At 66.1% G+C, this 24,349-nt stretch carries 28 protein-coding genes; 4 read left to right on the top strand and 24 right to left on the bottom strand.

What is annotated here, in order from left to right; all coding sequences use genetic code 11:
* Positions 1–366 (bottom strand): flagellar basal body rod protein FlgB, encoded by a 366-nt coding sequence (flgB, locus tag AC2T4A_RS03405; RefSeq protein ID WP_416743764.1) that lies wholly within the window; start codon positions 364–366, stop codon positions 1–3.
* 86 nt (positions 367–452) lie between these two features.
* Between flgB and flgA the strand changes: the two genes are divergently transcribed.
* Positions 453–1,250 (top strand): flagellar basal body P-ring formation chaperone FlgA, encoded by a 798-nt coding sequence (gene flgA, locus AC2T4A_RS03410; protein ID WP_486742726.1) that lies wholly within the window; start codon positions 453–455, stop codon positions 1,248–1,250.
* A gap of 124 nt (positions 1,251–1,374) precedes the next feature.
* Here flgA and AC2T4A_RS03415 read toward each other — a convergent pair whose 3' ends face one another.
* The 7 genes from AC2T4A_RS03415 to AC2T4A_RS03445 all read right to left on the bottom strand — a co-directional run bounded on the left by AC2T4A_RS03415 (position 1,375) and on the right by AC2T4A_RS03445 (position 8,423).
* Positions 1,375–2,421, bottom strand: coding sequence for an ATP-grasp domain-containing protein (locus tag AC2T4A_RS03415; RefSeq protein WP_416743768.1), 1,047 nt, complete (start codon positions 2,419–2,421; stop codon positions 1,375–1,377).
* Positions 2,422–2,624: 203 nt separating this feature from the next.
* Positions 2,625–3,554 carry a phosphatidate cytidylyltransferase gene (locus AC2T4A_RS03420; protein ID WP_416743770.1) on the bottom strand — a complete coding sequence of 310 codons (930 nt, stop codon included), beginning with the start codon at positions 3,552–3,554 and terminating at the stop codon, positions 2,625–2,627.
* Between the two features lies 1 nt (position 3,555).
* The gene (locus AC2T4A_RS03425) at positions 3,556–4,185 is read right to left on the bottom strand and encodes a lysophospholipid acyltransferase family protein (protein WP_486742727.1); all 630 of its coding nucleotides are present in this window, start codon (positions 4,183–4,185) and stop codon (positions 3,556–3,558) included.
* 14 nt (positions 4,186–4,199) lie between these two features.
* Positions 4,200–4,646, bottom strand: coding sequence for a hypothetical protein (locus AC2T4A_RS03430; RefSeq protein WP_416743774.1), 447 nt, complete (start codon positions 4,644–4,646; stop codon positions 4,200–4,202).
* On the bottom strand, positions 4,636–5,976 hold the full coding sequence (locus AC2T4A_RS03435) for a phosphatase PAP2/dual specificity phosphatase family protein (protein WP_486743643.1): 1,341 nt from the start codon (positions 5,974–5,976) through the stop codon (positions 4,636–4,638). Before AC2T4A_RS03435 ends, AC2T4A_RS03430 begins: the two co-directional genes overlap by 11 nt.
* 8 nt (positions 5,977–5,984) lie before the next feature.
* Entirely contained in the window at positions 5,985–7,739 is a 1,755-nt protein-coding gene (locus AC2T4A_RS03440; RefSeq protein ID WP_486742728.1) for a bifunctional alpha/beta hydrolase/class I SAM-dependent methyltransferase, read from the bottom strand.
* A 63-nt stretch (positions 7,740–7,802) separates the two neighbouring features.
* Complete coding sequence (locus AC2T4A_RS03445; RefSeq protein ID WP_416743778.1) at positions 7,803–8,423, bottom strand: CDP-alcohol phosphatidyltransferase family protein; 621 nt, start codon at positions 8,421–8,423, stop codon at positions 7,803–7,805.
* Between the two features lie 297 nt (positions 8,424–8,720).
* Between AC2T4A_RS03445 and lafA the strand changes: the two genes are divergently transcribed.
* The 3 genes from lafA to AC2T4A_RS03460 all read left to right on the top strand — a co-directional run bounded on the left by lafA (position 8,721) and on the right by AC2T4A_RS03460 (position 11,215).
* Positions 8,721–9,605, top strand: a complete 885-nt coding sequence (gene lafA, locus AC2T4A_RS03450; protein WP_486742729.1) for a lateral flagellin LafA — start codon at positions 8,721–8,723, stop codon at positions 9,603–9,605.
* 291 nt (positions 9,606–9,896) lie between these two features.
* A complete protein-coding gene (locus tag AC2T4A_RS03455) occupies positions 9,897–10,739 on the top strand; it encodes a winged helix-turn-helix domain-containing protein (protein ID WP_486742730.1) in 843 nt (280 codons plus the stop codon).
* On the top strand, positions 10,727–11,215 hold the full coding sequence (locus AC2T4A_RS03460) for a hypothetical protein (RefSeq protein WP_478379724.1): 489 nt from the start codon (positions 10,727–10,729) through the stop codon (positions 11,213–11,215). Before AC2T4A_RS03455 ends, AC2T4A_RS03460 begins: the two co-directional genes overlap by 13 nt.
* Positions 11,216–11,220: 5 nt before the next feature.
* On the opposite strand, the gene AC2T4A_RS03465 is transcribed toward AC2T4A_RS03460, so the two are convergent.
* The 16 genes from AC2T4A_RS03465 to fliE form a co-directional block, all read right to left on the bottom strand.
* A complete protein-coding gene (locus AC2T4A_RS03465; protein WP_486742732.1) occupies positions 11,221–12,267 on the bottom strand; it encodes an OmpA family protein in 1,047 nt (348 codons plus the stop codon).
* On the bottom strand, positions 12,264–13,136 hold the full coding sequence (motA, locus tag AC2T4A_RS03470; RefSeq protein ID WP_416743788.1) for a flagellar motor stator protein MotA: 873 nt from the start codon (positions 13,134–13,136) through the stop codon (positions 12,264–12,266). Before motA ends, AC2T4A_RS03465 begins: the two co-directional genes overlap by 4 nt.
* A gap of 13 nt (positions 13,137–13,149) precedes the next feature.
* On the bottom strand, positions 13,150–13,890 hold the full coding sequence (locus tag AC2T4A_RS03475) for a FliA/WhiG family RNA polymerase sigma factor (protein ID WP_486742733.1): 741 nt from the start codon (positions 13,888–13,890) through the stop codon (positions 13,150–13,152).
* 6 nt (positions 13,891–13,896) lie between these two features.
* Entirely contained in the window at positions 13,897–14,385 is a 489-nt protein-coding gene (locus AC2T4A_RS03480; protein ID WP_486742734.1) for a flagellar basal body-associated FliL family protein, read from the bottom strand.
* A gap of 44 nt (positions 14,386–14,429) precedes the next feature.
* Positions 14,430–15,581: a flagellar hook-length control protein FliK gene (locus tag AC2T4A_RS03485; protein ID WP_486742735.1), complete on the bottom strand. Its 1,152-nt coding sequence runs from the start codon at positions 15,579–15,581 to the stop codon at positions 14,430–14,432.
* Positions 15,582–15,584: 3 nt separating this feature from the next.
* On the bottom strand, positions 15,585–15,902 hold the full coding sequence (locus AC2T4A_RS03490; protein WP_416743795.1) for a hypothetical protein: 318 nt from the start codon (positions 15,900–15,902) through the stop codon (positions 15,585–15,587).
* Positions 15,886–16,284 (bottom strand): flagellar export chaperone FliS, encoded by a 399-nt coding sequence (fliS, locus tag AC2T4A_RS03495; RefSeq protein WP_416743797.1) that lies wholly within the window; start codon positions 16,282–16,284, stop codon positions 15,886–15,888. The genes AC2T4A_RS03490 and fliS overlap by 17 nt, the downstream gene beginning before the upstream one ends.
* The gene (gene fliD, locus AC2T4A_RS03500; protein ID WP_416743799.1) at positions 16,281–17,630 is read right to left on the bottom strand and encodes a flagellar filament capping protein FliD; all 1,350 of its coding nucleotides are present in this window, start codon (positions 17,628–17,630) and stop codon (positions 16,281–16,283) included. Before fliD ends, fliS begins: the two co-directional genes overlap by 4 nt.
* Positions 17,631–17,984: 354 nt before the next feature.
* A complete protein-coding gene (gene flgN, locus AC2T4A_RS03505) occupies positions 17,985–18,425 on the bottom strand; it encodes a flagellar export chaperone FlgN (RefSeq protein WP_416743801.1) in 441 nt (146 codons plus the stop codon).
* On the bottom strand, positions 18,422–18,706 hold the full coding sequence (gene flgM / locus AC2T4A_RS03510; protein WP_416743803.1) for a flagellar biosynthesis anti-sigma factor FlgM: 285 nt from the start codon (positions 18,704–18,706) through the stop codon (positions 18,422–18,424). Before flgM ends, flgN begins: the two co-directional genes overlap by 4 nt.
* A 101-nt stretch (positions 18,707–18,807) precedes the next feature.
* Positions 18,808–19,230, bottom strand: a complete 423-nt coding sequence (locus AC2T4A_RS03515; protein ID WP_478379717.1) for a flagellar FliJ family protein — start codon at positions 19,228–19,230, stop codon at positions 18,808–18,810.
* Complete coding sequence (gene fliI, locus AC2T4A_RS03520; protein WP_416743807.1) at positions 19,230–20,561, bottom strand: flagellar protein export ATPase FliI; 1,332 nt, start codon at positions 20,559–20,561, stop codon at positions 19,230–19,232. The genes AC2T4A_RS03515 and fliI overlap by 1 nt, the downstream gene beginning before the upstream one ends.
* 1 nt (position 20,562) lies before the next feature.
* Positions 20,563–21,261 carry a flagellar assembly protein FliH gene (gene fliH / locus AC2T4A_RS03525; protein ID WP_416743809.1) on the bottom strand — a complete coding sequence of 233 codons (699 nt, stop codon included), beginning with the start codon at positions 21,259–21,261 and terminating at the stop codon, positions 20,563–20,565.
* 6 nt (positions 21,262–21,267) lie between these two features.
* Positions 21,268–22,308 (bottom strand): FliG C-terminal domain-containing protein, encoded by a 1,041-nt coding sequence (locus tag AC2T4A_RS03530; RefSeq protein WP_416743811.1) that lies wholly within the window; start codon positions 22,306–22,308, stop codon positions 21,268–21,270.
* Positions 22,286–23,977, bottom strand: coding sequence for a flagellar basal-body MS-ring/collar protein FliF (fliF, locus tag AC2T4A_RS03535; protein ID WP_486742736.1), 1,692 nt, complete (start codon positions 23,975–23,977; stop codon positions 22,286–22,288). The genes AC2T4A_RS03530 and fliF overlap by 23 nt, the downstream gene beginning before the upstream one ends.
* 9 nt (positions 23,978–23,986) lie before the next feature.
* Positions 23,987–24,334 (bottom strand): flagellar hook-basal body complex protein FliE, encoded by a 348-nt coding sequence (gene fliE / locus AC2T4A_RS03540; protein WP_486742738.1) that lies wholly within the window; start codon positions 24,332–24,334, stop codon positions 23,987–23,989.
* Positions 24,335–24,349: the final 15 nt, after the last annotated feature.

Consider the following 24,349-nt stretch of genomic DNA (forward strand, 5'->3'; position numbering starts at 1 on the left):
TCAGCGTCCTTCGATGGCCTGCTTGAGGCCGCGGAATTTCATGGTCAGGAAGGTCAGGCTGGTCTGGAAATCCATCGCGTTGCGCGAGAACTCCGCCTGTTCGGTGGCCAACTCGACGCTGTTGCCGTCCTGGGATGGCTGGTTGGGAATGCGGTACTTCAGCTCCATCGATCGCGGGCCGGCGCTGGCCAGCAGGGCCGAAGGATTGTCCTGGCGCTGCATCTCGGCGGCGAAGTCGATGTCCCGCGCCTTGAAGCCGGGGGTGTCTTCGTTGGCCAGGTTGGAGGCCAGGATTTCGCTGCGCTGCATGTGCAGCGAGAGGGCTCTCTCGTGGATACCCAGGGTCTCGTCAAACCGTATACTCATTCGCGCAACCCGCTCTCGTCGTTCGGCCATCTTTCGGCGTGCGCAGCGACAGAGCACAAAGCATGCCCACCCCGGAAATTCGCTTCATGCCATTGATTTTCAAGGCTTTAATCGCAGCCTCCAAGAGCGCTCGCAACGCGGCTTTTCCGCTTTCGACGCGCTGCACGGCGGGATGCGGAAAGGCCCTTTCCGCCTGTTTCCTCCTGCTGCTGCCCGCCCTCGCCGATGCGCAGGACGCGCGCGGGCAACTCGACGCCCTGGCCAGGCAGCAGGTCGCCGCCGAGCTGAAAAGCGCTGCGCAGAAAGCTGGCTGGAAAGGCATGACCTTCACGGTGAACAACAACCTGCCCAACAGCCTGGGCAAGCTCGCTGCCTGCCCCGACGGGCCGCAGTTGCGCGCGCTCGAAGCCCCCGCCTCGATCACCGCGCGACGGCGCTTCGAAGCCTCCTGCGCAGGACAATCCGGCTGGCCGGTGAGCTTCATCAGCCAACCCACTGTGTACCTGCCAACGGTGGTCGCCAGCGGCGAGATCGCGCGTGGCCAGACGCTGGACGCGGCGCAGCTCAAGCTCGCACCGGTGGAGATCAACAAGAGCTCGCGGAGTTACTTCACCGATATCGCCGAGGTGGCCGGCAAGACGGCCCGCCGCCGTATCCGCGCCGACCAGCCACTGACGCCGGCGCTGCTCGATGGCGCCATGCTGGTACGTCGCGGCCAGCAGGTGAAGATCGTCGCCAGCCAGGACGGTATCCAGGCCAGCGCCGTCGGCGAGGCAATGGCCAACGGCAAGCAGGACGAAGTGATCCGCGTTAAGAACCTGCGCAGCCAGAAGATCATCGAAGCGAAGGTGAGCGCGTCAGGCGAGGTGAGCAGTATCTTCTGATGCCACCCGCTCCAGCAGGTCGATCCTGACTTCCTGGGGTGCGTAGGAGCGGACTCCGTCCGCGATCGGCTGCGCGGCGGACAGCGAACCCACAGGTGGCGCGCGTCCGCTCCCGCAGGCCCCTTCAACGCTGAAACGGCGACAGGACATCGCGGACAGAGTCCGCTCCTACGCGTGCCGGTTGCCCCGTGCAGGTGGTCACCTCCACCAGCCGCCGCGCGTGAATGCTCGGGGCTGGCAGCACCGGTTCATCCAGCCGCGCCTCGCGGAAACAGCGCAGATGGTTGGAGACCATGTCGTAGCCGGACAGGTGGCTGAAGGCGATCCCGCCGGAGAAGCGCGGATTGACGTCCATCAGCAGCGCCTCGCCGTCCTGCACCAGGAACTCCATGTTGATACAGCCGTTCACGCCCAGCACGCGGGCGACCTGACCGGCCATCTCGACCAGTTGCGGATCGGCCAGCATGCGCACGGTCAGGCCCGCGCCAGTAGGCGTGCGCACCAGTTCCTGGCGCGCCATGGCCGCCCAGTCCCCGCTGCTCTGCTGGCGCACCACATCCACCACGCAGACCTCACCCGGCAGCAAGGGCTGAACGATGTAGTCGCGGTCCGAGAAACGCTTGCGCACGTAGTGCAGGAAGTCCCCATCGCGCACCTGCATCAGGCCTTCGCAATTGCGCCCGTCACGCGGCTTGGCGATCAGCGGCAGGTCCAGCCCCGACACGGGCAGGTCCTCCAGGCGCCAGGTGGGTATCGTGCGGATCAGAGGATCATTGCGGAAAGCCTGGTGCACCAGCCACTTGTCGCGGGCGACGCGAATGGTCTCCAGCGGCTGCATGCACAGCGTGATGCCGCGCTCGGCGAACGCTTCGTGGTGCAGTGCAAAGGCATCGACCTCCGGGTCGATCAGCGGCAACACATGGGTCACCTGCTCGGCCTCGCAGATCCTGAGGATACACTCCACATACTCGCTGACATTTCTCGCCGGAGGAACCCGATGGAAGGTATCCAGCAAGGCCGAGGTCGTGCACCAGTCGCGGGGTTGGGTATTGGTCCCCACCACTCGCGCGCACCAGTGTTCGCGCAATGATGAGATCACCGATTCGGCGGAGTACGAGCCGATGGCGGTGACCAGGCAGGTAAAGGGGAAAGCGCCGGCCGAGACGCTCAAGAGGCGGCCTCGCCGGTGACTCGCGCAAAGAGAATGTTCATTGCTTCATGGCCCCGCACAGATTCGACTACCTACACCCAAAACGCCCTGTTGCCATGCGACAGGGCGTCAGTGAATTTCCATCGATGAGCAAGGCAAGCGTAGCCGTGAACCGGCGCTCCGGATTGGTTACCCCGGAGCGCCCGGCGGATTTCCGACGGAAGTCAGGTCCACCAGTAACGGACGAAGTGGAAGAACACCGGCGCGGCGAAGCACACCGAATCCAGGCGATCGAGCATGCCGCCGTGGCCTTCGATCATGTGCCCCCAGTCCTTCACGCCACGGTCGCGCTTGATCGCCGACATCACCAGCCCACCGAAGAAGCCGAGGATGTTGATCATCAGGGCGATCAGCAGCGCCTGCCAGAAGGTGAAGGGCGTGATCCACCACAGCGCGCCGCCGATCAGCGTGGCCAGCGTCACGCCGCCGACGAAGCCTTCCAGGGTCTTGGACGGCGACAGGTTCGGCGCGATCTTGCGTTTGCCCATGAGCTTGCCGCAGACGTACTGCAGCACGTCGGACAGCTGCACGACGATCACCAGGAAGGCGATCAGCAGCAGGTTGCGCCCTTCATACCCCTCGATGTTCAGCGTCAGCAGCGCCGGCACGTAGGAGATGCAGAACACCGCCAGCATCAGCGCCCACTGCACCTTCGAGGCACGCTCGAGGAAGTGCTTGGAGTCGCCACCCAGCGAGGCGAGGATCGGCAGCAGGAGGAACACGTACACCGGAATGAAGATGGAGAACAGCCCGTACCAGCCAATGCCGATCAGCAGGTACTGCATCGGCAGCACGAAGTAGAACGCCGCGACCAGCGCCGGATAGTCGCTGCGGCGCGTCGGCATCAGGGTGAGGAATTCGCGCAGGGCGTAGAACGAGACCCCGTAGAACAGCAGGATCACCGCCCAGTAGCCCAGGGCGAAGGCACAACCGATCACCGCGACCATCACCCACCAGGCGTTGATCCGCGCGTTGAGATTGTCGATCACCGCGTGCGGTCCCGCCGGCGCGCGCCAGCGCAGCACTGCGCCGACCAGCGAGGCGAGGACGAGGATGGCGCCGATGCCACCGAAGAGCAGCCAGGTCTGGTTCATCTCAACGACCCTCCGCCGTGGCGAGCTTCAGTAGCGCCTCGCGGGCGCGCTCCAGGAAGGCCTCCTTGGCTTCGCCCTCCTCCACTGCCAGCGGTGCGCCGAAGCTCAGGGTGCACAGCAGTGGCAGCGGCAACGCGCGCCCCTTGGGCATCACGCGGTTGAGGTTGTCCAGCCACACCGGCACCAGTTCCACCTGGGGATGGGCTTTGGACAGGTGATAGATGCCGCTCTTGAACGGCAGCAGGCGCACTTCCTCGTGGAGATTGCGGGTACCTTCGGGGAACAGGATCAGCGAATCGCCGTCGGCCAGGGCGCGCTCCACGGGCTCCAGCGGATTTCCGCCCTCGGCACCGCGCGTGCGGTCGATCAGCACGCCATGGAACACACGATTGATGATGAAGCCACGCAGGCCGCCTTTTCCCCAATAGTCCATGCCGGCCACCGGCCGCGTGCGCGAGCGCAGCTCCGGCGGCAGCGAGGCCCAGAGCAGGACGAAATCGCCATGGCTGCTGTGGTTGGCGTAGTAGATGCGCTGCGCCGGGATCGGCGTGGTGCCGATCCACAGGCTGCGCAGGCCGGTCACCGCACGGGCGCCGGCGATGATGGCGTAGGCGAAGAGTCGTTCCAGCATTGCAGGTGGATTCCTCAGGATTGGAAAGTCAGGGTAATCAGGCACAGCAGCGCGACCAGCCACTGCACTGCGCAGAGCAGCACCTGCCGGCGCAGCAAGGCCAGCGCGCCACGGCTGCGTTCGCTCCAGGCGCGGCCGGACAGCTCTGCCGGCACACCGACATAGGTGGCCAGCGCCTCGTCCAGCTGCCGGGTTTTCTCCGGCAGCGCTTCTCCGGCGTTGGCCATGGCTTCGAACAGGTCGGCGTCCAGCGCCACGCGCATGGCGTAGAACTTCTGCACCAGGCCAAGCAGCACCAGCAGCGCCATGCTCAGGCTGAACGCCAGGGTGGCGCTGGCCATCAGCGCACCATAGAAACCCAGCGCCAGGGCCAGCACCGTCAGTGCGGAAGACAGGCCGTTGAGGCTACTGCCGCGGCGCAGCAGGCTGGCGACCAGAATCAGTCCCGGATCAGTTGGCATGGCTCATCTCCTTTGACAGTTGCGGCTGTCCGGCGAGTTGCGCCAGCACCGCCAGTTGCTCGCCCTTGAGCACGATCTGCGGCCGCGCACGGCGAATCAGTGCCACCGCGTCCTCCACGCTGGCCGCATGGCCGAAAACCAGCAGCCAGGCCGCTACCAGCGTGGCGCTGCGTGAGTAGCCCAACGCACAGCACACCAGCAGTGGACCCTCGGTGCGCATCTGCTCGATCAGTTGCGCACCTTGCCGACATTGCTCGACTCCGGGCGCAACCAGGTCGAGCAGCGGCAGGCACTGGTAGCGGCGGGTCAGCGCAGTACAGGGCAACTCCGCGCAAAGGTCGAGGATCGCCAGGCTCGGGGAGTGCTGGGGCCGGTACCAGTCCGGCAGGCGTCCGAGCCAAAGCCCGGGCAGCACCTCGTCTGGCTGCGGGTGGTGACGCGTCCACCAGCGCGCATTGAGCCAGGCGCCCAGCCAGTAGGGGGCCAGCAGCCAGGAGACCGCCGTGGAGTGGCGGCCGTCCAGACGCTTCTGGAAACCCACCGGGCCGATGGCCAGGTAGCAGAGCGCGACCAGTGCCAGGGACAACGCCGGCCAGCACAGCCAGAGCCACAGGCCGCCACCGGCCAGCGCAACCGTCAGGCACAGCAGCGATCCTGCTGCGTAAAAACCGGCGAGCCGGCGGCGCTGCGGATCGCTGCTGAGCTTCCGCGCCTGCAATGGCGAGGCGACTTCCCGCGGCCACAGCCATACGCAAAGGAAGCCGAGCAACGCACCGGTCGGCACGTCGATGAAATGGTGCTGCCAGGTGGTCAGCACGGAAAGGCCGATCAACGCGAACCAGCCGTGCAGCAGCCAGCGCCACGCACCACTGGCATAGCGACCGTAGGCGACCCAGAGGATCACCAGCAGGGCGATATGCAGCGAAGGCGCCTGGTTGAAGGGTTTGTCGAAGCCCATCAGCAGGTCGAACAGCCAGCCGAACGAGCCACCCAGCATCGGTCGCTCGAAGCTGAAGCGAAGCGGAAACAACAGGAAGCAGCTCACCGCCACGACCTGCGCAGTGAGCAGGCGCAGCGCATGGCAATCCAGGCCCCGGCGGGTGCGCGGAAGCAGGAAGGACAGCCCGTAGAGCAGGTCGATGGACCAGTACGGAATGATCGTCCAGGGCCACAGGGGCATGCCGCGCTCCCAGTCGAACACCAGCACGCCGACCGACTCGCGCTGCCCTGCCACCCAGTTGGCGAATCCGTAGCTCAGGAAAAAGAACGGCCCGAGGCACAACAGCCAGATCACCGCACGGAGAAATACCCCGGGGTCACGCGGCGGCATCGATGCCATCAGCGTCGCTCCCGGCGGGCCAGGGAAACGGTGAAGATGCCGTCCTCGTCGATGCGCTGGGCCAGCTTGCGGAAGCCCGCCGCTTCGACCAGTTGGTCCATTTCCAGCTGCGTGCGGCGACGCATGACCCAGGCCTGCCCGGCGCGGTGGCTGGTGAGGGCGCGGGCGATCAGTTCGAGCTGCGGGTGCCAGGGCTGGCCGGTATAGATCAGGTAGCCACCTTCCTCGACTGCTTCGCCGAGCCCCGCCAGCGAGCCGCCGACCATGGCGTTGTCGGCGAACAGTTCGTAGAGGCCGGACACCACCGCCAGGGTCGGTTTCGGTGCTACGGCGGCGAGGTCCGCGCCATCGAAGGCATCACCCTGGACGAAACGCGCACGCTCCTTCAGGCCGAGGCGCTCGATCAGCGCCGAGCCCTCGCGCACGTTCAGCTCGCTGTAATCACGCAGCAGCACGCTTTCCGGCAGCGCCTCGACGCCCTGCAGCGCTTCGAGGATGTAGCGCCCGTGGCCGGCGGCGATGTCGAGGATGCGCACCTCGCGCCCCTGCTCGCGCAGGCTGGCCATGGCCAGGCGCAACAGTTCCTCGATGTTGACCTTGCGCTGGCGGATGCCGCGCCAGCCGGCGGACTCCAGGTAGGTGCGGTCGATCATCCGGCCCACCGGCCCCGCACCGGCGGGCTGGTTGCGGTAGACGTAGTCCAGGGTGCTGCCGGAGTCGAAGCCGGTCTGGAAGCCCAGGTTGATGCCATCCGACAGCAGCCGGCCGAGGCGCATGTTGGCGCGGGTGGCACGCCAGTAGAGATCGCGGATCGAGAAGTTGGGCAGTGGCGTCGCCAGTGCTTCCGCCTCGGCGCAGGTGTAGCCGAAGCGGTCGGCGTCACGCAGGTCCGGTCGCTCCGCCTCGCGGGCGAAGCATTCGAGGATGAAGCGCCGCGCGCGGGTCACGGCCTGCTCGCGATTCAGCTCGCCGAGGGTGTCATGGAAGAAACCGGGGAGTACGTGCAGCTCCTTGCGCGCGGTGCCGAGGCTGTCGAAGAAGCGCTGCTGCGGCTTGCGGTGCACCACGAAGTCCGAACCGGAGATCAGCAGCTGCGTCGGCACCTGGATCGCCTGGGCGTCCGCCACCACACGGTCGGCCGCCTCATACAGGCCCAGCAGCACGTTCACCGAGATGGCCTTGGCGATCAGCGGGTCGCTGTCGTAGGAGGCGATGCGCTCGGGGTCATGGGTGAGGAATTTCGCCTTCACGTAGCTGTTGACGAAGAAGTTGCCGCGCCACCAGCGCGCCAGCTTCAGGCCCGGCCGGGCGAAAGGCACGTAGAGCTTGACCTTGAACGCCGGCGAGGCGAGCACCAGGCTGCGGATCGGCGGCGCGTAGTCGTGCACCCAGGTCGAGGCGACCACGGCGCCGACGCTCTGCGCCACCACCGCCATGTCGCTGACGGCGATGCCGTAGGTGGCGGCGATGTGCTCGACGAAGGTCTGCACGTCGCGCACGCTGGTGCCAAAGCTCGGGCTGTCGCCACGCGCTCCCGGGGACTGGCCGTGGCCACGGGCGTCCCAGGCGAACACGTCGAAACCGGGCAGGTCGAGTTCGTCGGCCAGGTGGCCGATACGCCCGGAATGCTCATGGCCACGGTGGAACAGCAGCACCGCGCGGCGCGGCGCGTCACCGGCGGCAGCCGGCCAGTGGCGGTAGAACAGCTCGACGCCGTCATGGGTAACGAAGTGATGATTCGAAGACTCGCGCATAACTTCCTCTGTTCGATGGCTTGCGGGACTGTCCGGTCCCTGTCCTGACATGGCGGCCCTTGCTCAACCGCCCTGTTGTTGCTTCTGCTCGGCCAGCCCCTGGCGCACCCGGTTGACGATAGTCAGCACCAGCAGCAGTGCCAGCAGCACCAGCAGCGGGTTCAGCCAGACCAGCGGCAGCTGCCCGGCCGCCACGGCCACGCCGAAAACGCCAAAGCACAGTGCCCGATCGCTCTTGCCCATTGGCCCGTCGTAGCGCCGGGAGGCACCGACCATCACCCCGAGCACGCCGGCGTATTCGCTGATCACCGCGAGCACCACCACCAGCACCACCAGCGCCGGGCTCACACCCGGCAGCAGGGCGAACGGCAGGTACAGCGCGCTGTCGGCGATCACGTCGGTCAGTTCGTTGAGGTAGGCGCCGAGCTTCGACTGCTGACCGAACTCGCGGGCGAGCATGCCGTCCATGGCGTTGAGCGCCATGCGCAGGAACATCCACAGGGGGATCAACAGGAATATCCAGGCGTGGCTGGCGAGCAGTGCGACGGCGAGCGCGACCAGCAGCGAAAGGCCGCAGGCGGCCAAGGTCACCTGGTTGGCGGTAACGCCACGCGCGTGGAGACGGGTGACCTGGGGACGCAGCAGGTTCTGGAAACGCGACTTTAGCTGGTAGACGGAAATCATGAAGGTCCTTCTCAGGGGTTCGGAACGAGCGGTTCATACGAACGATCCACAACCATGTGGACCTGGGGAGCTTAGCCGCACCCCGGCATCAGGGCTGTCAGATATGTCTCAACAACATAGATGACCGATCCTGCGCATCAGGGCACATGGCTTAGGGGAAGAAGGTCGACGAGGCGATCGCCGGAATCCCCGCGCCAAATTTTTTTCATCCGCCCTTAATCCTGCTCCGCGAGCTGTCGCCTTACCCCTTCAGCAGGCACAACGCCGGCTTCATTCAGCTCATACAGGAAGTCCACCATGGCCTTGTCGATTCAAACCAACTACTCCTCGCTGATCACCCAGACCAACCTGGGCAAGACCAACAACCTGCTGGCCACCAACCAGCAGCGCCTGGGCACCGGCCTGCGCATCAACTCCGCCGCCGACGACGCCGCCGGCCTGCAGATCGCAACCCGCCTGAACGCCCAGTCCCGTGGCATGGACGTGGCCATGCGCAACACCAGCGACGCCATCTCCCTGATGCAGACCGCCGACGGCGCCTTCAGCGAGCTGACCGACATCACCCAGCGCATGAAGGACCTGGCCACCCAGGCAGCCAACGGCACCAACTCCACCGACGACGGCAAGGCGCTGTCCGCCGAGTTCAACGAACTGGGCAAGGAGCTGACCAACATCATCTCCAACACCAAGTTCGCCGGTGACGCGCTGTTCAGCGTCGATGCGGCTGCTGGCAAGTTCGGCTCCACCGCAGGCGGCGTAACCTTCCAGATCGGCGCCGACAAGGCTGAGACCCTGGACGTCGATGTCAGCACCCAGCTCAAAGGCGTGACCGATGCCTTCACCGCGCTGACCAAGCAGTTCGGCGCCTCTCCGGCCGCCGGCACCGAGCTCGAATCCATCGCCAACGCCAATACCGCCATCGACAACGCCGGCAAGGCCCTGGACGCCATCGGCACCCTGCGCGCGCAGTTCGGTGCGAACATCAACCGCCTGCAGCACACCTCCAACAACCTGGCAAACATGAAGGACAACACCGACCTGTCCAAGGGCCGCATCATGGACGCCGACTTCGCCGTAGAGAGCGCCAACATGAGCAAGAACTCCATGCTGATGCAGTCCGGCATCTCCATGCTCAAGCAAGCTGGCCAGATGCCCAGCATGATCATGGGCCTGCTGGGCTAATACCCGGCCTGCGCGAGGCGCCCCCCGCCTCGCGCCCCCTGATCCGCGAGCGCCCCGCCCCGGCGGGGCGTTTTGCTGTCTGCGGGTACGCTGACAAGTGGCATTGCGACCCTGGGTCGCGGTGTGGCCCCTCTGCGGCAGTGGTTTCGAGGCTTGTATGAAAAACGCAAGCACGAGTGTGCAAAATTCAGAACTTGCACCCACATTTTTCTGACGTCAAAATAATGCCTCTGCCTCCATGGACAAATGGAGTTTCCCGCGACCGTCAAGGGAGCGGCTCGCAAGGGCACGATGAACACACTCACTTCCACGCTACCGGACAGTCGGCCGATCGCCTGCCTGACCCTCCGGACCGGGCGTTCCGATTGCGTCGCGCAGTTCTATCCCGCGCTCTACCAACTCGACCTCGACCGTGATGGCCAGGTAGAGCGTATCGACCTGGGTTTTTCCGGCAGCCGGGTTCTCGAGCGCTTGCTGCAGAGCCCGGGGGACGTGGTCGCACGCGATGAACTGCTGACCCATGCGTGGTCCGACCGTGTGGTCGGCCAGGGCAGCCTGAACCAGCAGATCTACACCCTGCGCCAGGTGCTGGCGGACGAGAAGCAGCGGCAGATCATCCAGACGCTGCCGCGCCGCGGCTACATGTTCAATCCGCAGTACCTGGTCAGCCAGGCCGGCGAGCCGGATGCGGAAGTGACGGACGCCACCCCGGAGGTGATTCCGCTGGGGGGCGCCAGCAACCCCTCGCCAGCGCCGCGAGCGCCGAATCCACGGCGCCTGAAACTCGCCGCCGCCAGCCTCTGCATCCTCGGCCTGCTGTTCCTCTCCGGCGCCTTCTACTACACCCAGGTGCGCAGTCCGGTCCTCACCGCCGAACAGAACGTCGGCTCCCTGCAGATCACCTATGTCGAAGACAACGAACAGGACCTGCAGCAGCTCATGCGCAACACCCGCCCCCTGGCCCAGCAACTGGCCGACCTGGCCACCCGCCCCATCGGCCTCATGCTGCACATGACCTCGGGCTTCTACGAACTGGTCTGCGTGCAACCCGAAGGCAACTCCAACTGGCTGCTGATCCATGAGAGCCAGGTTGCCCGGATTCCCCAGGAGCAGCTGCGCAAGTGCCTGAACTGAACCTACGCCGCCAGACCGGCGTGGCCCGCCGCTGCCTGTTGATTTCGCTGTTTGGCGTGATCTGCCTGGCCCTGGCGCTGGGCATGCTGTGGAAGCATGCCCACGGCACCTCTCCCATCGACGGACGCTACGCTTCCTCCGGCCAGGTGCTGCTGAGCAACGGCAAGGTGCTGGAGATCGCCCAGACCACCATGTTCCACGAGGGGCGCTTCTACTCGATGATCCAGCAGGACTCGAACATCCTCGAAGTCTCCGGCCAGGTCGGCAGCGACCTCGCCGGGCGCTACCAGCTGCAGGTGGAAGAGAACAGCATCAGCAACCTGCAGGCCGACAGCGGGCTGGACAGCGAGCTGATCTTCAACCTGCTCTATGGCCGCCAGCGCGGCGCCCGCATCACCCTCGAACCGCTGGGCAGTTGCCTCTATGGCGTGGAGACGCGCCAGGTGTTCTGCCCGCGCCATCTGCGCAACCGCTGAGCACTTCACAGCTTCAACCGGAGCTCCGCGCTCGCCGCGGGAGCTGTTGCCTCGACCGCCGCTGACGCCGGCGCCCCTGCTTTCTGCGGCTGCGGCTGCGGCTGCGGCTGCGGCTCGACGAGCTTTGCGCCGGACGCCGAGTAATGCACCTGGGCATAACTCTCGCCGAAGATTTCCCGGTAGAGGCTCTCCGCGCGCTGGGTCAGCAGGAGGATCTCGATGCGCCGGTTGGCGCCGTTCTCCGGGTCATCCGGGCGCAGCGGCATGACGTCGGCCTGCGCCGCCACCTGCAGCACATGTGCGGCCGGCAGGCCACTGTCGACCATCACGTTGCGCGCGCGCAGGGCTCGGTCGCCGGAAAGGTTCCAGTTGTTGTAGCCATCCGGCCGGCGGTACTGCACCGCGTCGGTGTGGCCACTGAGGATCAGCTTGTTCTGCACCTTGGACAGCACGCCGGACAGCGCGCCGAGCAGGGTCTGGAAGTGCGGGTCGAGGGTGGCCTGGCCGCGGGCGAACATGAAGCGCTGCTGGTCGTCCTTGATCAGGATGCGCAGACCCTGCGGTACCACGGTCACCTCGATGTTGGCCAGCGCATCGACCTTGCCGGACACCTCGCGGATCAGCTCGGCCAGCTCGCGCAGGTCCTCGTTGCTGTCGTAATGGCGGCCTTCGCCGTCCTGCTGCACGCTGGAGTCTTTCGCCTGCTCGCCAGCCTTGTCCTGCTTGCCGGCGTCCAGCGCGAGCTGCGGCGCGGGCTTCTCCGGCGTCTTGATCGGCTGCGGCATGCCATCCAGCTCGATGGGCGTACGGCTGGCACCATCGAACACGCCGGCGCCGCCATCCACCACCGGGTTGGCGTCCTGGTCGCCCACCGCCACCGGCTGCGGCTCGGTCTGCGGGTGGACGATCCACAGCACCATGAACAGCGCCATCATCGCCAGGGTGAAGTCGGCGAAAGCTACCTTCCAGGCGCCGCCATGTTCATCATCGTGACCCTTCTTGCTGCGCCGCTTGATGATGACTTCGCTGTGCTTGTCGGCACGTTTCTTCATGCTGCGTCCCGCTCTTCCTCATAGCGGGTGACCCAGGTCTCCAGCTGCTTGAAGGCCGGCTTCACGTCCTGCTCGATCAACTTGCGCCCGGCGTCCACCGCCAGCAGCGTAGGCTTGCCGGCGACGTGTGCGACCAGCGTGGTGCGCACGCATTCCAGCGCCGACAGCTCAGTCTTCACGCGCTGTGACATGGCGTTGGACAGTGGGTCCATCAGGCAATAGCAGACGAAGATGCCGAAGAAGGTGCCCACCAGTGCGGCGGCCACGTGGGCGCCGATCTCCGCCACCGAGCCACCGATGTTGCCCATGGTGATGATGATGCCGAGGATCGCCGCGAGAATGCCGAAGCCGGGCATCGCCTCGCCGACCTTGTGCAGTGACTTGGACGGCTGCAGGAGGGCGTGCTCCATGGCGTCCAGTTCCTGCTCGAGGAAGCCTTCGAGTTCGTGGGCGCTGATCTTGCCCATGGCCATCAGGCGGAAGTTGTCGGCGATGAACGCCATCAGGTTCTTCTCCTGGAGGATCAGCGGATAGCGGGCGAACAGTTCACTTTGGTCCGGCTCCTCGATATGCGCATCGAGCACCTTCAGGCCGCCGACATCGACCATCTCCAGCAGCTCGTAGAGCAGCATGAGAAGTTGGCGTTGGAACTCCTCGCCACGACGCTTGAATACGAATACGCCCTTGATCTGCGAGCACATTTCCAGCAGCACTTCGCGCGGGTTGGCAACGACCAGCGAGCCCAGACCGGCGCCGAGGATGATGAGCATCTCCGCCGGCTGCCAGAGTGCGCGCATGTCGCCATGGGCCATGGCGTAGCCGCCGAGCACGGCAGCGATGATGATCAGGGCGCCGATGATTTTCTGCATGGTTATGGGTTCTTCACAGTGTGTCGGGGTCGTTGAGGAAACGGCTGCACTTGCCGATCGCCTGCTTCATCAACTGGCAGATGCGTGCATCGGTCAGCTCCAGCACCAGGGCGATTTCCTTGAGGTTGAGTTCGTGCTGGTAGTACAGGTTGAGGATCAATCGCTCGCGTTCATTGAGGCGCTCCAGCGCCTGGGCCAGCAGACGCTCCTTGAGCACCCGCTCTTCCAGCGCGTCGCCGCAGCCCTGCACGCCGTCGTGGCCGCTTTGCAGCAGTGCGTCGAAGCTCTCGATGGCCTCGGACGACTCGGCGCGCAGGTAATCCTGGTAGCCCGCTTCGTCCAGCCCCGTAGCGGCGAGTACTTCCTCGTCACTGGGCACGCGACCAAGCTGGCGAGCCAGTGCGCGAATCGAATCACGCACCTTGTGCGCCTGCTGCCGCACCTGTCGCGGGCGCCAGTCCTGGCGGCGCAGCTCGTCGAGGATGGCGCCACGGATGCGCAGTGCTGCGAAGCGGCCGAACTGCTCGTCCGGCTCACCGTAGCGGCGCAGGCCCTCAAGCAGACCCATCAGGCCGATCTGCTCCATGTCCTCGCGATCCAGCACCTGGTTGGCCTGCAACGACAGCTGGCTGACGATGCGTCGCACCAGCGGCAGGTACTGCATCATCCAGCGCTGCTCGGCCGCCGGCGACAGGCGGGCATGGCCGCCGTTCTCGCCGGCGTAGTCGTGCGCGGGATCGCGAAGGGCGTGCATGGCGGCTTACTGGACGATCATCTTGCTGAGCATCACGTGCTCGAAGGGCACCACCACCTTGCGCGCGGCGAAGTCGTCGATCACCGCCTTTTCCAGGCGCGCCTGCACCTCGCCGATGGGCATCGCGCGCAGCACTTCGAACTTCTCCGGGGTCAGGTTCGCAACCACCGAGCTGCGCACCATGGGCGCGACGCTTTCCAGCTTCTTGCGCTCCTGCTCGGCCTTGGCCTGCAGCACCAGATCGATCACGAAGTAGTGTTCGCGGTCTTCGCCACGGGAGCTGACGATGATCTTCTCCACCGGCACGAAGAGGTATTCGGCGCTTTCCTGCTCCTCCTCTTCCTTGGCTTCTTCCTTGCCGCCGTCCTTGTCGGCAACCGCAGCCGCCGGGGCAAGGCTGGCGGCCTTGATCATCCTGTAGTTGACGAACACGCCGCCCAGCACGACGGCGATATTCACGATGAGCATCAGTAGAACGAGACGCGGCGTGGACATGGGGTTTCTCGAAAAATCCTGTGGGAATGCGGGCCGCTGAGGGCCTACACGGTAATCAGTACGTCGCTGTCGCCACGCGGCGCGGCACCCTCGCTCGCCTGCGTATCACGCGGGTTGGCGGCGACCGCGAGCTGTTCCTCGGCGAGGCGCTGGCGGTTCTGCTGGCCCTGTTGGCCGGACTGCGAATCGGACGAGACCTGCACGTTGACTTGCAGGAAGTTCTGCCCGACCAGCTCCTGGCGCAGGCGCTCGCTGGTGTTCTGCAGCAGACGCACGACGTCGCCATTGCTGGCCGATATCTGCACGTTGAGCTGGCCGGCCTCATGCCGCACGAGAATCTCCAGGGCGCCCAGCTCCGGGGGATCGAGGCGGATCGTGGCGTTCTGCACGCGCTGGCCGAGTTGCAGTTCGACGTTGTCGCGCAGGGCACTGACCATCTGCTCGCCCCAGTGGGCATCGTTGTTGCCCTTGAGGTGCAGCGGCTTGTCGAACAACGGCGTCGCCGGCGCGCTGGGCGCGGGCGGTGCACCGATGTCAGCCGCCGGAAGTCGATGCTCGAGCGCTACCGCCGGCAGTTGCGGCGCGGCGGATTCCGGCCCCTGGGCACTGGCGGCCAGGTGCTGTTGCAGCAGGGTCTGTGCCTGGCTCTGGGTTGCCTCGCGGGGGGCCGGCAGCGTGGCCTTGGCCGGCTCTTCGGAGAGCTCGGCGGGTGGCAGCAGCATGTCTTCCGGCTTCACCGCGGCAGGCGCTGGCTGGGCGGAAGAATCGATGGACTGGGTAGCGAACCCGGATACCTGCGCGGCAGTCTGCGCCGGCGGATTGTCCCGCGCCTGCACCACCAGCCCGGCCTGGCTGAGCATGCCGGCCAGCCAGTTCTCTGCACCGGAGGGTGAGGCCTGCTCGGTTTGCCGGCCCTGTGCATCGCTGTCGCGGGTTTCGGCGGGCAGCTCTTCGGGCAGCACCGGCCGCACAGTGCCGGGCTGTTGCACAGGCTCATCGACCTGCGCGGTATCGAACTGCGCGAGGAAGGACTGCACCGTAATGCTCCGCTCACCGGCATTCGATTGCGCCGGTTGCTGGTCGCGGAAGCTGGCAACGCCGGGGGCATCGCGGCGCGAATCCTGCGGGCGAGCCTCGGCCACCGGAGCTGCATCGCGGCTGGCAGTGGGCAGGGATTGGGTCGGTAGCTGGATCACGGTCTATCGACCCTCCTGGTACGTGTCCACCTGCATGTACGCCGAGCGTCCCTCGGCGTATTCCAGGTGCGAGAGCAGGAGGCGGCGCAAGCGCTCGCACTCCTCGGCGCAGGCCTGCGACGCCTGCTCGTGCAGGCGCTTCAAATGCTTCCTGGCCAGCAGCACGTCGGCCGCCAGCCCGGTCTGCGACGACATCGCCACCAGTTGCGCGCGGATCGCCAGGTCAACCTGTCCCATGGCTTTCCAGTCCTTGCGCTGCAGCGCCGAGCCGAGCCGTTCGTAAAGCTCGAGCAGGCGCCGGCGATCATCCACGTGCGGCACTCACGCCCTCCCAGCCCTCGCGCAGGATGCCCAGCAGGCGCACCACTTCGTCGATGCCGGCGACGTCCAGCGACACGCTGACGTCGGAGAGCCGGTAGATGCAGTAGTCGTAGAGGCGCGCCAGGCCCTGCACGGTCTCGCCGCCGTTCTCGTAGTCGAGCGCGCCATTCAGGCCGTTGAGAATGTTCAGGCACTTCTCCAGGGAGCGGCCCTTCTGCTGGTAGCGCTTGTGCTCGATGTGCCCGCGGGCGCGGGCCAGTTCGTCGAGCAGGCCGTCGAACAGCACCAGCACCAGTTCGTAGGGCGAGGACGAGGCGGCCTTGGACTCCAGGTCGATCATCCGGTAGCTGTCGTAGCTTTCGTTCATGCCGTAGGCGCTCATCCGAACATCCCGCTGGTCTGGTCCATCGACTGCATGGTCTGCATCATCGAGGTGTATTGCTTGAGGTAGCGCGCGTAGTAGGTGTCGTACTGCTTCTGCAGGTTGTCGTAGTCATCGTCGACGCGGCGCAGGCTGTTGTTCAGGGCGTCCTTGCGGTTCTTCATGACGCCATTGGTGCTGTTGGTGTACACCGCGACGCCCTTGTCCAGGCTGTCGAGCAGGTTGCCCTTGCCCATGAACAGCTTGTCCAGGGCCTCGGGATCGCTGGCGATGGCCTTCTCGAAACGGGTCGCATCGAGGGTCAGCTTGCCGCTGCGGTCGGCACTGATGCCCAGGGTGATCAGGTTGGCGCCGCCGAAGCTGGTACGAACCATCTGGTTCAGTGCGTTCTCGATGGCGCGCACGCTGGAGTCGCCGGCCAAGGCGCCACGGGAATTGCCGTTCTGGTCGCCGGCGGCGGTCAGGCTGTCGATGGTGCTGGCCAGTGCGTTGAAGGCGTCGATGAAGGTCTGCACCTTCTTCTTGGTTTCGCTCTGGTCCTGGGCGACGGTCAGGCGGATGGCCTGTTCGCCGGATTTCTGCGCCTGGGTGAAGGTAGCGCTGACGCCGTCGATGATGTTGTCGAAGGTGTTGCTGGCGTTGGTCAGCAGCATGCCGTTCTCGCCACCCAGGCGGACGCGTGCATCCTGCGCCTTGGAGAGTTCCTGCGGATTGCCCATGGCGTTCTCGAAGGCGCTGTTGGCGCTGTCGGTGCCGCTCAGCGACAGGCTGATGGCGTTCTCCGCGCCGGACTTCTCGGCGCCCAGCACCAGCGATACCTGGCCGTTGCTGCGTACCAGGGTGGCCTTCACGCCGGTGTTGTCGGTGGCCTTGTTGATCGCCGCGGCCAGCTCGTCCAGCGAGTTGCTGCCGTCGCCGTCGGTGTCGATCTTGCTCAGGTCGATATCGAAGGACTTGCCGTTCTGGGTCAGGGTCAGGGTGCCCTGGGTGTCGATATCGCCGGCCTGCAGGCCGGAGAAGGACAGCTGGTGGCTGGTGGCGAGCTGCTCGACGAAGAAGTCGTAGCTGCCGGGCACGGCGTTCTTGTCCACCTTGGCGGTGAGGTAGCCGTCCTTGCTGGTGGTGGCGCTGTTGACCAGCATGCTGGTGTTGCTGCCGGTCACGCCCTGCAGGCTTTTCACCGCCGAGGAGAAGGTCTTGAGCGCCGACTCCAGGGAGGTCACTGCGGTCAGCTGGGACTGGTACGAGGACTTGTTGCGGTCAGCCTTGTTCAGGCCGTTCTGCACTTCGTACGTGGCCAGCTGCTGGGCCATGCTTTTGACGTAATCGGAATCTATGGTCGCCATCTGAATCCACCTCTTTCATCCCGGCAGAGCAATTACGGTGCCAATGCCGGGAGGCCCGTCGCACGGGGCTTTGCGGGTTGACCAGGGAGAAGTCCAACTTCCGCCCGGCGTGGTTTGGCGCGCAGCGGGAAGCGGCATTTCCGCCTGCCGGGCACGCGCCCTGATGCAGAGGAAGGGCGACCGTGGAGAGGGATTCGTTAAGGGGATTTGGCGGGGTGTTTTTGCGGGGGACGGGAGGTTGGGTGCCGTGCGGTTCGCGAGCAAGGACTAGGCGTCCCCCTCGGTCCTACAGGGGAGCGCGCTCGTTGTAGGAGCGAGCTTGCTCGCGAACAATGTCCAGCCCAAAGGCGCTCGTCAGTAAGGCTGCCGCGAATACACCGGCTGTTCGCGCGGATCACCCATCAGTTGGCTGAGGATGTCGTGGTGCATCGCCAGCAGCTTGCCGTTGCGTTCGTTGAGGCGCTTGCACTGGGCGGTGAGCTGGCCCAGTTGCTGCCACTCCTGCTGCAGTTCCTCGCGGTGCGGCGGCTTGTAGTTGGACAGCAGCGTGCGCATGCCGTCGGCGTCCATCGGCAGGTGGAAGGCGCGCAGCACGCGGCTGCGGCGCTGGGCGCGGCCCGCGACGGAGTCGAGCAGCGCCTGGATGTCCGGGTTCAGCGCTTCGATCTGCGCGCTGTCCCGCGCCAGCAGGTGGCGGTACAGCTCCTGCAGGCGGTCGCGCAGCGCCAGGCAGTCGCGGCCATCCTGCTGGATGTCCTGCTCGATCACCTGCAGCAGCCGCGCGCGCTGGGTCATGCGTCGCTGCCGCGATGGTAGGAGAGGATGCTGGTGGCGAGCACGCTGGTGTCGTTCTGCAGTTCGCCATTCATCAGCGCGCGGCGGATCTGGGCAACGCGGCTCTGGTCCACGTCCGGCATGGCGCGCAGGGTTTCCTGCATTTCGTCCAGGCGCAGCGAATCGTTGACCGGCGCGCTCGCGCTGGTCTCGGCCACCGGGGCGGCACGCTCGCTGCGTGCGCTCTTGGCGGACTCGCTGGTGGCCAGCGCAACGCTGGTCAGTTGCCGGGTGATTTCCATGGTGTGTATCCGAGTATTTTTTGGGCTTTCCCTCAGAGGGCGACCGCCCCGGAGGAAAACTTAAATGCCATAGCGCGAGTTCACCAAACAGCCGGCGGATGTCACCCCCGCGCCCGCCACCAGGACTGCGCGGCGAGGCCATCCTGGATTTTCTGTTCCTGCTGCGCAAGTTGCAGCTGCCATTGGCCGACCTTGGCCTCGATCACCTGGGCCAGCACCTTCTCGCTGCGCATGGCCGCCATCAGCTCGCCCTGGATGCGCGCCAGGGTCTGCTCGGCGACCTCCAGCTCGCGGCGCTGCAACTGCAGCATCTTGTGCAGGGTCGCCTTGTACTGCTGCTGGTTGTGCCGCTGCAGCGGCGTGCTGGTGGCCACGCTGAAGCCGCACAGGCGATCCAGCCCGGTGATGTTGTTGCGGTAACGCTGGCAGAGATTCTGCTGGTAGTTCACCCGCCCCAACAGCTCGCGGACCTTGCCGCCGCGCACGTCGGCCAGGCGCCCGAGCATGTCGATCTGCGCCTTCATCAGCGGCTCCCGACGATGCTTTGCAGGGTGGCGACGCTGTTGCCCAGCTCGGCGCCGTCGGCCGTTTCCTGGCGCAGGTAGCGCTCCAGCATGGGCGCCAGCTGCACGGCCCGGTCGGTCTTCACATCCATGCCCGGTGTATAGCCGCCCAGCGGAATCAGCTCCTTGATGCGCTCATAGGTGCCACTGAACTCCTTGAACTGGCGCGCCGCGGAGAGATGCACCGGGTCCGCCACCTGGCTCATGCAACGGCTGACCGAGGCGCCGATGTCGATGGCCGGGTAGTGCCCGACGTCCGCCAGCCGGCGCGACAGCACGATGTGCCCGTCGAGGATGGCGCGAGCGCAGTCGACGATCGGGTCCTGGTGATCATCGCCCTCCGCCAGCACGGTGTAGATGGCGCTCAGGCTGCCCGTCTCGCCCTCGCCATTGCCGGCACTTTCCACCAGCTCCGGGAGCAGGCCGAACACCGACGGTGGATAGCCCTTGGTGGCCGGCGGCTCGCCCAGCGCCAGGGCGATCTCGCGCTGGGCCATGGCGTAGCGGGTCAGCGAATCCACCAGCAGCAGCACGTCCTTGCCCTGGTCACGGAAATACGCAGCGATGCTGTGGCAAAGCTCGGTGGCCTTCAGGCGCATCAGCGGCGATTCATTGGCAGGCGCCACCACCACCACGGCTTTCTGCAAGCCTTCCGGGCCGAGGGAATGCAGGATGAATTCCTGCACCTCGCGGCCGCGCTCGCCGATCAACCCGACCACCACCACGTCGGCCTTGGTCTGCCGGGTGATCATCCCCAGCAGCACGCTCTTGCCCACGCCGCTGCCGGCAAACAGGCCGACGCGCTGGCCCTTGCCCAGGGTCAGCAGGCCGTTGATGGCGCGCACGCCGACATCCAGCGGTTCGGACACCGGGCGCCGGCGCAGTGGGTTCACCTGCGGCAACTCGGTGGGCAACGGGTGGCGACCGGCAAGCTTGCCGAGGCCGTCCAGGGGTTCGCCGAGGCCGTTGACCACGCGCCCCAGCCAGGAATGATCGATGTGCAGCACGGCTTCGTCCGGCGCCGGGAAGACCCGCGAGCCGGAGGTCAGGCCGACGGGTTTCTTGAAGGGCATGAGGTAGGTGATGTCACGGTTGAAGCCGACCACCTGCGCCTCCAGGCGCTCGCCGTCGGCGACTTCCACGTAGCAGCGCTGGCCGGTCATGCGCCGGCAGCCGAGGCTCTCCAGCAGCAGGCCGGAGACCCGTACCAGGCGACCGCTGACCCGCGCCAGCTGGACCGAGTCCAGTGAGCGCAGCGCTTCTTCGAGCTTGAAGCCGTCGCCCAGGGCCATGTCAGTCTTCGTCCTGCAGGTGCGCGCTCAGGGCTTCCATGCAGCTGTCCAGACGCTGCTGACAGCCGATGTCGGCTTCGGCCTGGGCAGTGACGACGCGGCACTCGCCCAGCGCCAGGCGCTCGTCCGGCACCAGTCGCCACTTGGCGGCGCGCTCGGGGTTCAGCTCGCGGATGCGCGCGCATTCTTCCGGGTTGAGCAGGATCTGCACATCGCCTTGCTCACCCGGCATGGCGGCGAGGGCTTCCTCGGCGAGGGTCAGCAGTTGCGTCGGGTTGAGTGTCAGCTCGACACGGATGACCTGCTTCGCCACCTTCTGCACCAGCTCCAGCAGCTCCTTCTGGCGGCTGCGCTGGAAGGCCTGGTGGTATTCGCCAAAGGCCTCGACGGCGGCCTGCAGCGGTGCGCTGGCTTCGTCGAATACCTGCCGTCCAAGCGCGCGGCCTTCCTCGCGCCCCTTGCGCAGGCCGTCCTGGCGACCAGCCTCGAAGCCTTCGCGCAGGCCGGCTTCACGGCCTTCACCGACGCCGTCCTGGTAGCCTTTCTCCAGCCCTTCCTGGAAGCCTTCGGAGATGGCGCGCTGACGCGCGGCCGGGTCACTGTCCCAGCCATGGTTGTCGGCGCTGGCGGTGGCGCAGCGCGGCGGGAAGCGGTACGGGCGCCAGGCGCGGGTGTCGGCCTTGATGACTTTGATCGCCATGCGCGGTTACTCCACCGTCTGCTCGCGGAACAGTTGCACCTGCAGGTCGCCTTCGGCGGCCAGGTCGCGGACCACGCCCATGATCTCCTTGCGCACCTGCTCCACGCGGCTCAGCGGCACCGGGCCCTGGCGGCGGTTGATCGACTCCATCTGCTGCATCTGGCGCTTCGGCATGGCGCCCTGGATGGCGCGTACCAGCTCGGGTTCGGCGCCCTTCAGCGCGACCACCCACTCGTCCAGCGGGATGACTTCCAGCAGAGTCTGCAGCACTTCCTGGTTCTGCCGGGAAAGGATGAAGAAGTCGTACATCTCGTCTTCGATCCTGCCGACCAGGTCGTCGTTGTGGGCGCGCAACAGCTCGAACATCTGGTTACGGTCGCCCTTGAAGCGGTTCATGATGTCCGCCGCCTGCTTGACCCCGCGTACCTGCGAACCCTGGGTGGAGAGCACGCGCAGGCTGCGGTCGATCAGTTGCTCCAGCTCGGCGATGACATCGCTGTTCACCTCGCTCAGGTTGGCGATGCGGAACAGCAACTCATCCTGGCGCTCGGGCGGCATGGCTTCGAGCACATCAGTGGCCATGCCCGGTGGCAGGAAGGCGAGGAACACCGCCTGCATCTGCGCGTGTTCCTTGGCGATCAGCGCGGCGAACTGCTTGGGATCGATCCACTCCATGCGCGCCATCTTGGCGCGGATTTCCTCGCCGTAGATGCTGTCCAGCAGGTTGCGCGTGATGTCGCTGCCCAGCGCCTTGCCGAGCATGCCGGCGAGGTAGGAGCGCGAGGCGCCCTTGATGCTGGACTGCAGTTTGTAGTCGTCGAAGAAGCGCCCGATCACGTCGGAGACGGTGTTCTGCTTGACGTTGGACAGCCGCGCCATCGCCTGGCTGATGCTGACGATCTCCTCGCGGCTGAAGTTGCGCAGGATGCCCGCGGAGGCTTCGTCACCCATGCTCAGCATGAGGATCGCCGCCTGTTCCAGGGAGCTCACGGCGCGCATCTGCGGGCCGCGCTTTTTCGGTTCTTCAGGCAGGCTCGTGTCGGTCATTGCGGCCAATCCAGTGCTTGATCACTTCCGAGACCCGTTCCGGGTCGTTCTTCGCCAGCATCTGCAGATGCTCGATCTGGTGTTCCAGCCCCGAACCCGGCGCCGGCAGGCGGATTTCCGAGAGCGGATTCAGCTCGCCGAGCACGTTGAGCCCGCCGACGCTTTCACTGCCCAGCGCCAGGCGCCGCTCGGCGTCCAGGGCGAGCGGATACTCGGCGCTACCCTCGGGCAACGCAGCGGTAGCCGTCGGCTGCGCCCGCTGGGTCAGGCTGCGCACAGCCGGGCGCACGCCGAACAGCAGGAACAGCAGGGCGATCAGGCCGAGCACGGTGTAGCGCACCAGGGATTGCAGGGCGCTACTCTCCCACCAGCTGGCGGAAGACTCTTCCACCGGCGTGGCGGCGAACGGGAACACGCTGACGGTGATCAGGTCGCCGCGCTGGGCGTTGAAGCCGACAGCGCTTTTCACCATGGCTTCCAGGTCAGCGCGGGCCTTGTCGGTCCAGCCGCCTTCGGGCGCCGTGCTGGCGTTGATCACCACCGCCACGCTCTGCTGGCGCAGGGCGAAGGCCGGGTACTTGATGTGGGTGACGCGCTGGTCGAAATCGTTCTGCCGGGTGGCTTCCTCGCGGGTAGAGGTGGCAGCCTTGTTGTCGGTGCTGGCGACCTTGCCGTTGCCGGCCTGAACGTTGGCGTTCTGCGCCTGCCCCTGCTGCGCTTGCGGCGGCGGCTCCGGCGGACGGTTGCTCAGCGAGCCGGGCACGCCGAGGGCGAGCTGGTCCAGCGTGCTCTCGTTGCGCAGCACCTCGCTGCGCAGACGCGGCGCCTCACCGTAGGCCTGCTGGGTTTCTTCCTTCTGGCTGAAGTCGATATCGGCGGACACGCTGATGCGGTAGTTGCCCAGGCCGAGCACCGGCGCCAGCACTTCCTCGACATTGCCCACGGCCTTGCGCTGGTACTCGTCCACCGCCTGCCAGTTCTGCGAGGGGCCGCCGGCACCGGTGATGCCGCGCGATAGCAGCACACCGTTCTGGTCCACCACGCTGACGTCTTCAGGCTTCAACTGCGGCACGCTGCCGGCCACCAGGTTGACGATGGCGCCGACCTGCTCGGGACTCAACCGCTGGCCGGGCGCCAGTTGCAGCAGCACCGAGGCCTTGGCCGGGTCACGCCGGCCGACCACGAAGGAGTTGCTGTCTTCCCGGGCGACGTGCACGCGCGCCTGCTCGATGCCCTTCAGACCCATGATGGTGCGCGCCAGCTCGCCTTCCAGGCTGCGCTTCAAGCGAACGTCCTGGAGGAAGTGGCTGGTGCCCAGCGGCTCATCCTTGTCGAACAGTTCGTAGCCGGCCGGCATGGACACTTTCACGCCCTTGGCTGCCAGCAACATGCGTGCGCGCGCCAGGTCTTCCTCGCGTACCAGCACCTGGCCGCTCTGCGGGTGCAGGCGATAGTCGAAGGCTTCGGCGTCCAGCACCTGCATCACGTCGGCAGCCGGGTAAGCCTCGCCTGCGCCGTACAGCGGGCGGTAGGCACCCTGGTCGCGCCACAGGTAGAAGACCACGGCAGCAGCCAGCAGCGCGGCACCCAGGGCAATGCCGAGCAGCCCCAGGCGCGGGTCGAGCTTGAGTTTGTCGAGCGGCAGGCGCCCTTTGAATTTCTGCAGCACTGTCAGTCCTTACAGCGGCATGCGGATGATTTCGTCGAAGGCGCCGGTGAGCTTGTTGCGCACCTGCAGCAGCGCGGAGAACGACACGCTGGCCTTCTGGCTCTGGATCATGGCGCCGACCAGGTCGTCGCTCTGGCCGCTGTCCACCGCGGCCATGGCGGCGCTGGACTGGTGCTGTTCGGCGTCCACCGAGCGCAGCGCCTGCTCGAAGCTGGCGCCGATACCCTGCGCCGGCGCACTCTCGTCGAGCTGCGTGGCGAGCTGCGCAGCAGGCCGCACAGCCGGCCCGCTGGCCAGATCGGCGTAACGGTTCATCCGGTCCAGCATGTCCTGCTGTACCTGCATGATCGAACTCATGGAAGGGCTCCCCTG

This window comes from Pseudomonas sp. PVC-3-1 (assembly GCF_057444315.1).